Annotated in this window: 4 protein-coding genes and 3 pseudogenes; 2 read left to right on the top strand and 5 right to left on the bottom strand. The window is 57.4% G+C overall.

Features of this window, described 5'->3' with window-relative positions; translation table 11 throughout:
* Positions 1-684 (top strand): annotated as a pseudogene (locus EOA86_RS13125) (MFS transporter); the annotation flags it as partial.
* Between the two features lie 230 nt (positions 685-914).
* Here EOA86_RS13125 and hemN read toward each other — a convergent pair.
* A pseudogene (hemN, locus tag EOA86_RS13120) lies at positions 915-2,242 on the bottom strand (oxygen-independent coproporphyrinogen III oxidase).
* A gap of 495 nt (positions 2,243-2,737) precedes the next feature.
* Positions 2,738-3,094: a hypothetical protein gene (locus EOA86_RS13115; protein WP_091595902.1), complete on the bottom strand. Its 357-nt coding sequence runs from the start codon at positions 3,092-3,094 to the stop codon at positions 2,738-2,740.
* Between the two features lie 682 nt (positions 3,095-3,776).
* Here EOA86_RS13115 and EOA86_RS13110 point away from each other — a divergent pair.
* Complete coding sequence (locus EOA86_RS13110; RefSeq protein ID WP_091595823.1) at positions 3,777-4,916, top strand: porin; 1,140 nt, start codon at positions 3,777-3,779, stop codon at positions 4,914-4,916.
* 489 nt (positions 4,917-5,405) lie between these two features.
* Here EOA86_RS13110 and EOA86_RS13105 read toward each other — a convergent pair whose 3' ends face one another.
* The 3 genes and pseudogenes from EOA86_RS13105 to EOA86_RS40195 form a co-directional block, all read right to left on the bottom strand.
* Positions 5,406-7,277, bottom strand: a complete 1,872-nt coding sequence (locus EOA86_RS13105) for an acyltransferase family protein (RefSeq protein ID WP_128342036.1) — start codon at positions 7,275-7,277, stop codon at positions 5,406-5,408.
* 84 nt (positions 7,278-7,361) lie between these two features.
* Positions 7,362-7,925 carry a CpaD family pilus assembly lipoprotein gene (locus EOA86_RS13100; protein WP_029354878.1) on the bottom strand — a complete coding sequence of 188 codons (564 nt, stop codon included), beginning with the start codon at positions 7,923-7,925 and terminating at the stop codon, positions 7,362-7,364.
* Positions 7,926-7,934: 9 nt separating this feature from the next.
* Positions 7,935-8,124 (bottom strand): annotated as a pseudogene (locus tag EOA86_RS40195) (type II and III secretion system protein family protein); the annotation flags it as partial.

Here is an 8,124-nt window from a genome sequence, read left to right as displayed (position 1 = left end):
GCCATTTCGCTGGCGCTCGGCGGAGCGGGTTAGCTTATCGCCTGGACGGGCATTGACGTGTCGGTGCAGTTGGCAAGCCCAAGGTGGGTTGTAGGCCGCACGCTCTCCATTTACTACGCCTTGAGCGCAGGCGGTATGGCTGCTGGCAGCTGGATCTGGGGTTCTGTCGCGCAAAACTATTCCTTGACCTCAGCATTGGAGGGCGCCGCGGGCGCTCTGTTGCTGGTTGCAGCAGCGGGGATCGTGTTGCCGGTCCGTCCCTGGGAAGAAACGGATCAAGAAAGTTCAGTTTTTCATCCGCCGGACGTGGCTCTCGATCTGAAACCCAGAAGTGGCCCTATCGTGGCCAAGGTCGAGTATTTGATATCGGAGGAAAATATCGAGGCCTTTCTGGGCTACATGCGCACGCGGCGACACGTCCAGAGCCGTGCCGGTGCACGAAACTGGACGCTCCAGCGAAATCTGCAAACACCGTCACTTTGGACGGAGACATTCCGCACCCCCACCTGGATGGACTTTCTCCGCCTAAATCATCGACTCACCGCAGCAGATAAGGAAGTCGGCCAGCATCTCCTGTCACTGCATGAAGGAGAGGTGCCTCCGCAGACAGTGCTTTCGATTGAACGAACGACCGAGGCAATTCGTACCCGTACCTCGACAATCTTTTCTCGTCCTCCAAGATGACGCCATCAAGCTGCTATCCAGGGACAGGGTGGATCACCGGTGCTTTGCAGAGCACAGCCTCACGCCGAGAGCAGCGTGCTCCGAGTTGTGCGATCGAGCGCACCCAGGCGAGATGATGATGAACGCGGCGTCAAGTGGAGTCCCCTGCATGCGCTTGCGGAGTCTTCTGCGAGAGCCCATGCCGACGAGCGCCAAACAAGGTCTGATGCCTTCGGAGTCGTGGCCTCAACTCATCGATTCGCGAGAAAAGCATCGAATGCAGCAGCAACGGCGCGAACAACAAAGCGGTGCTCCGGCCGCACGCGGATGAAGCCGTTTTCGACGTCCACGATCCCCTCCTCAGCCAGCGTCACCAAACGCTCAACTGAATCGAGAAAACGAGCTGGTTCGATTTCGTGGGCGGCACAGATGGTCGGCACGTCGGCCTCCAAATCGCACATCAGTCGCTCGATGATTGCTGCGCGCACCCGGTCATCGTCGGTCAGCCGGTGGCCCTTTGATGTCGCCAGACGTCCACTTGCGATGTGCCGGGCGTAAGAATCCCGTGTTACTTCGTTCTGAACGTACCCCTCGCCGACTCGGCCAATAGCCGACGCGCCGAAGCCGATCACGGTTTTGCAAGTATCGGCCGAGTATCCCAGCGAATTACGCCGCAGGCGCCCGGTCTTCTGCGCTAGCGCGAGTTCGTCGTCCGGCAGAGCGAAATGATCGAGCCCGATCTCCCGGTAGCCGGCGCCAACCAGTGTCTCGGCGACAGCTGCAGCCTGTTCGGCGCGAACATCGCCGTCCGGTAGACCTGCCTGCTCGATTAGGCGCTGATTCTTTATCACGGAAGGAATATGCGCGTAGCCGAACACCGCAAACCGGTTGGGGCGCATGGCGACCGCAGCCATCGCGGTCTGGATGCAGGACTGCACAGTCTGTTTCGGGAGACCGAAGATGAGATCGAAGTTGATATGGCCAACGCCATGCCGGCGGAGATTTTCGACGGCAGCGGCCGTCTGCACCTTACTCTGGATCCGATTGATCGCCTTTTGCACATCGGGATCAAAGCTCTGCACGCCGATGCTCGCGCGGTTGACACCGGTAGCTGCCAAGGGTTCGGCCATTTCCGGTGTGAACGTTCGGGGATCGATCTCCACGGCGATCGCAGCAGTTTTGCTGAAAGCGAAGTGGCGGCGTAGAAATTCCATCAGCGCCAAGTGCTCGGCTGGCCCGATAAGGTGAGGCGTTCCGCCGCCGAAATGCACATCGCTCACCGGCAGCCCTTGCCGAACTTGCTCCGACACCAAACTGATCTCCTGACGCAGCACGCCAAATAATTAAGGATCGGGCCGTTGCGACGGGTGACGGCGGTAGGGAAGCCGCAATACCAGCACATGGATCGGCAAAACGGAATGTGGAAATAGAGCGACACCGATTCGTCGGCCGGGAGGCCCCCCAGCCATTCCTCATAATCGTCAGCACCAACCGCCGCAGAGAAGTCTGGCACAGTCGGATAGATGGTATACCAAGGCGGCCGGGGGTCCCGGTACTTTGTCAGGATTGAGGTGTGCAAGGAGCTGTCGTCCCACGTCGCTGATCCATCATTGTTTCGTTGCGCGCTCGTCCTGTCTCTGACCTAAGTCAGTGCGTCCCGCTTTCTCCGCGTTTTCAAGGCGGAGGCGGCGATGTCGCAGTCTCGCTTGGACAGGACGGTATCAACCGAGCGCGCGTGCCATGGTCCGCCTGAGGTGATGGTGCGGTGCCGCATTCAACGTTTGAGTACGTGACGCCGATGCAGTGTGCTTGAGGCGTCTGCGGAAGAACTTTGCAATGCGAAATTCATGTCCGACGCCAAACGTCGCAACGCACCTGTCAAGCCTCGGTCAGACGCCATCCAGGTCCAGCCAGCGGCCTTCCCTGCCGGCCGAAAAACCATACCGGCTTTAGCCACCGAGACGCTCTAAAGCTGACGTCCGCTCATTTGATGAAAGGAAGGCGCCGCTAGGGGGTGCACAAGGCTCCCCAGCTTGACGTCGCTTCGAGCGATGAGCGGCGGTGTGGCTTGTCGTCAAGCGCCGGGCAGCGTGCCCCCTACCGATATCCCGAAAAGATCGACCAAGATCGCCATCCCGACGCCACACGCGGTCTGGATGAGGCCGACCATGAAAATGCGATTGGCGCGTTCGTAGATGGGGCGGCGCAAGGAACTCATGTCGAGCAGCATGGACAGCGCTCTCATCTGCAGTGCGATGCCGAGCAGGATCGGCACTACGGCGAACAGATCGTAGAGTTGCCATGGCAAGGGGTTCGCCGCCCAATGAGTGAGGAAGCCGAGCGAAAAGGCAAGCAGGATACCCACGGCAGTGATTGTGCCGTTGCGGAAAATGGTCTCGATCAGTTCTTCCTTCGGATCGTGCTCGTCCAAGCGGCTTCCTTTCGTTGCTCTTTCCGTCGAGACTAAGTTCTCGAGAATGCTGTTCATCGCCAATTACTCGAGGCGAGCCCTAGGCAACCGTTTCAGGGTGCGATCCCTTCTCGCTATCGGCCGCGCAATGTACCTGCACGGCGAACTTACAGCGGCGAAAAGGTGCTTCGGCCACCATGCGACACATCGGACGTGGACGCCCTCTGTTCCTGGCGCAGCCCTTGCGGACCGCACGCGCGCAGTAATCCTTCTCGGTAGCGCATGAAGCGGCCTCCGTTGCGGTCAGACGGGAAGCCGTCGCTGTTAAACGAGACTGTCACATATCGAACATGGCGAACCGTGTCGCACATTGCTTTTCGCAGTGACCCTCAAAAAAAGTGATTCCAGCGAGACGAAGGCGCGTCGGCCCAATTTTGGTGTCGGCCGCATCTACGCTTCAGGTTGGCATGTCGCTTGCTGCTCTATTCCGAGGCTGCAGCGGTCTGACCGGAGTGTTTCACATATAAACGATAATGAATCTCCTAGCAGAAAACACTATTCTAAGTACATGTGGCTTTTACGCTGGATAACCTCCCATGTCAAGCGCTTTTACGTCCACAAATTGGAGACAACACGTACAAAATTTAGAGTAAAGCTTGCTCTTACGCCTCTATCCTTTTTATTCCTTCATGGAGATCTAGACATGTACATCAAGATTCGTCTTCTCGGCTTAACTGCTCTGATCGCCGCCTCCGTCGTTCGAGCAGCTGGCGCCGAGCGGGAACCGGCCGAGTACATCAAGATCTGCGACGTCCTCGGCTCGGGGTATTTCTATATTCCCAACACCGAGACCTGCCTGCGCATCGGCGGCTATGTCCGTTATGATATCGGCCTGGGTGATGTCCGATCGTATGACAGCGCAAGAACCTCGGATGTGAGAACTGGCGAGGACCAAGGCACTTGGCGAAACAACACACGCTTCACGTTCAAAACTTGGAGCGGCCAGCAGACCGAGCTCGGCGCGTTGACGACCTATACCGAAACCCACGTGAATTTTGGCAATAGCGCTAACTCGCGTGACAGTCCTCAGAACTATGGTTTCAACAGCGGCCTCGCACTGGCTTCTGCCTGGGTCGAGCTGGGGGGCCTGCGAGTTGGCAAGGACGGGTCGGCCTTCGATACGTTTGTAAGCTACGCTGGCAACGTTCTCGATAGTATGCTCGTTCGGTCGGCCGGCTTCGACACCAACGTGGCTCAGTACTACTTCGACGCCGGCAACGGCATTTCGACCGTGATTTCGCTCGAACAAGGATCGGGCTCAGCCGGTACTATCGACAGCTATATTCCGCACGTTGTCGCCGGCTTGAAATACACGCAAGGCTGGGGCTCGATCACCGGCGTCGCGGCTTATGACAGCAACTACGAAGCTTTGGCCGGCAAGATCCGTGTCGACGTCGCTGTCACAAACCAGCTGTCGCTGTTTGGACTGTTCGGCTACGGTTCCAATGGCAGTCTCAACGAGGACTCAAACGGCGCAATCGCCAATCATGTGCGCGGCTCGTACAAAATCTGGAACGGCCAGTGGGCTTTCTGGGCGGGCGCCACCTACGAGTTTGACGAGAAAACTTCGTTCAACTTTCAGGTCTCGAGTGATCAGCTCAAGAATTCTGGTTTGGCTGCAAACGTCGTCTATATGGTCGTTCCTGGCTTCACGGTCACAGCCGAGGTCGATTACGACCGCTACGGCAACTTTGGCGTCGGCCCTGCCGACCCTACCACCGTCAAGGGCACGAGCAAGCCGAACAGCGTCGGCGGCATTCTCCGCTTCCAACGCTCATTTTGAAATCTCTCCAGCCGCGAGCATCTCTGGCAAAGGCACTTGCCTCGACAACGCACGCATAGAGAGCTTCTTTCGCCATCCTTGAAGTCTGCATCGACCGTCCACGGCCCATCGTACCAACTTGAGACTGAAAGGGGTGAGCCCTGTGTAATACAGCCTAGCCCTTGACCTGCCCAATGAACCGGCCAGGGGTGGTCAGTTCAAATTCGGGGCCGTTTAGAGGGCAGTGTGAGGCCGTGTCAGGTAAGTGCCACTGCTATGTCGGGACCGCGACACGCCTGTCGCTGTGGATGGCTGGAATTGCCCTTCGCGGCGCCATTCATTCTCTCAACATTTACGTGATAATGCACGCTTAGTCCGATCCGCGTGGCAGCACCCATCCTAGGTCGCTATCGGGTGGCCTTAAACCTGAACAGCTCCATCGTCGCGGCTGCTGCCGAAGCAGGAGCAATCACAGGGACCCGCACTGGTGCTTGTCAGCCGTCTGACCCGCTACTTCGTCTTAGGAAGAGCATTGTCTTTGCCAAAAGCCGGCCAGTATTTCGAGATTGCCAGTGTGGCGCCGGCTGAAGAGAAATGACCATAGTCGAAATACATAAACTCTCCTCTGTCGGAATAGGGGCAGCGTCCTGCGCTGCACAGGAATTTCAGCGGATCGATGAATGTGGCGCCTTTGGTAAATGAGCGCACACGTTCGTTGATGCCGGGGTACATCGCCATCGGCCAGGACGTATCGTCCAGATTTTGGCGCTTGGCGAAGAACGCAATTTTCCGGACGTCAGTTGGGAACTGCGGAGACTGGCCGATGACAAACACGCGCACGCCCAGGGCACGAAGCGTATCGATTGTTTGCTGAAGACCGTCGAAGCCTCTGACCTCATAGTCACTCCATTTACCGCTGAGGATAACCGTCTTGATGTCCGCTTCCAAGATGATGTCCAAGGCCTTGCGATTGAACCGGACACAATCAAGACGAGCGTAAGAGTAGTAAGAGAGTATCGGCGGGCAGCCGGCGTACGTATATTCCACGATGTTCGCCTGCAACCGATTTATGTTAGCACCCAGGCCGGAAACATAGTGCGCGGCGAAGGAGTCGCCCCACAAAAAAACCGTTGTTGGAAAACCGCGAGTGCGCGTGCAATCCTCCATATTCCAGCTTTCGATCCGGCTGGTGCCCTCGTTGAAACAGATGCCATTCCTCCAGTCCCCGACGGAAATGCGCCGCTGGACATAGTCCGGAAACCGTTGCGGAAAGCCGTTGCCGAGCGCCCCCGCCGCTCCGCCGGCACAAAGAACAACGATCGCGAGCGCTGAAAAGGCAAAGATAGGCCCCGGGGCGGTGAAGGCCCTCTTCTGTCGAAACGGCTGCTCTACAAACTTCCAGGAGAATGCAGCCAATGCGAGGCTTGCTACCAACATCGCACCGGTCATCAAAGGATCGAGTTTTTGGAACGAAAGATAATGCGCGAACGCATTGAGCGGCCAGTGAACAAGATACAAAGAATACGAGATGAGCCCAATCCAGACCAGCGGCCGGACTTCGAGCATGCGGCTGGCGACCGTCGAGGGGGAATTTTGGCCAACATAGATCAGAAGGGCCGTTCCGATGCATGGATACAAGGCGTTGTAGCCTGGGAACGGGTCGCTCTCCGAAAGCGCGAAGAACCCGATGGCGAGAAGGCCAAATCCGGCCAACCCCACCGACTCCATCAGGAATCTGTTGCCCAACGGCGGGGGGCGGTTGAGCATGAGCAGGGCGCCCAACATGAGTTCCCAGATTCGGGTCGGCAGCAGATAGAATCCGGCGGTGGGCGCCAGCGATGTCGCCATCACCGCCATTACGAAGCTGCAGAGAATTATCGGAAGAAGTGTCGTCAGCCAGCGCTTCCCGATGTAGCGATAGATTAGGAACATCAGGATTGGGGCGAAGATGTAGTACTGCTCCTCTACGGAAAGCGACCAGGTGTGCAACAGTGGTCGAAGCGCGGCATCGATCGAGAAGTAACTTGACGTTTTCCAGAAAAAAACGTTCGACCAGAAGGTCGAGGCAGCTATGATGCTAAGACCGAATTCGCGCAGATCCGATGGCAGAAGAATGAACAATGCGGCAATGCAGGTGAGAAGCATCACAAAGACGAGAGCCGGCAGAATGCGCCGGGCACGGCGCCAGTAGAAGTTGACGATCGAAAATTGGCCGCGTTCAAGGTCATCCAAGAGGCTTCCGCTGATAAGGTAGCCGGAGATGACGAAGAAGATATCAACCCCGCTAAAGCCACCCGGGATCGCCGAAATTCCGAAATGAAAGAGTACGACCGGAAGTACAGCAACAGCCCTAAGGCCCGCGATATCGCGCCTATATTGCATCCAGCGGTTCCTTTGATTTTAGATCAGGACGAGATTGGAAGCTTTCAATCTCCGGTAGGAGTGCTGCCAAGATAAGGGCCGGTATCAGCCACCTTTATCCGTCCCGAACGTTCTGTAAGTGGCAACTGGTACAGAAGCACGATCGCCATCGCCGGACTTGACGGCCTGATTGTCGAGCAGATCGCGCGGATCGTTGACCATCACGGCCAGGTTAAATCCTGTCGAACAACCAAGCGGCTGTTTGAAGGATTCTTCATTGGGTAAGGCACCATATGAGGGACAGACCGGCGGACGGGCGTGATAGACAATCGCCTCAATTCGCACTGAGCCGGCGTCGTGTTGATCGAGCAATTGAATGTTGTCTGCTTCGATTGCCAACTGCCTGGCCTGATGGGCTACCCCTGCGCTGAGCTGGGGCGAACCGCTGATGAGGAGGTGGAGGGCATCGAATCGGCCGCGACTGGCCTTGTTTAGGAAATCACGCAAACGCTGCCGTTCGGAAGCGCGCAGGCTTTGCAACGTCAGGAGGGTGGTCTCCTCTCGGACAAGCATTGATGCCGATGGTTCGACATCAACTGGCGTAGTGCTTGTGCAGCCACTTACGCTTGGTGCCAGAGCGACAAAGAGGACTATAAAACGCAACATCATTGGACGACACTATTCGATGATGAAGCCGAGACCGCCCTGGGCGCTTGGCGCGCCCGCACGGATAGCAGCGCGGTCTCGCGGGGGACTTGCCACGGAATTCGTCGGAGCGCCCCCTCCGTTCAAAGCCGGTGCCGCCCGCTCCGTAGGTGCGCTCATCTGGTTTGGGTTGGAGCCTGGTCTTACAATGTAAGGCGTAACT

The organism is Mesorhizobium sp. M5C.F.Ca.IN.020.32.2.1 (assembly GCF_004023105.1).
GTDB classification, from domain to species: Bacteria; Pseudomonadota; Alphaproteobacteria; order Rhizobiales; family Rhizobiaceae; genus Mesorhizobium; species Mesorhizobium wenxiniae.
This window is presented reverse-complemented; position numbering and strand designations above follow the sequence as displayed.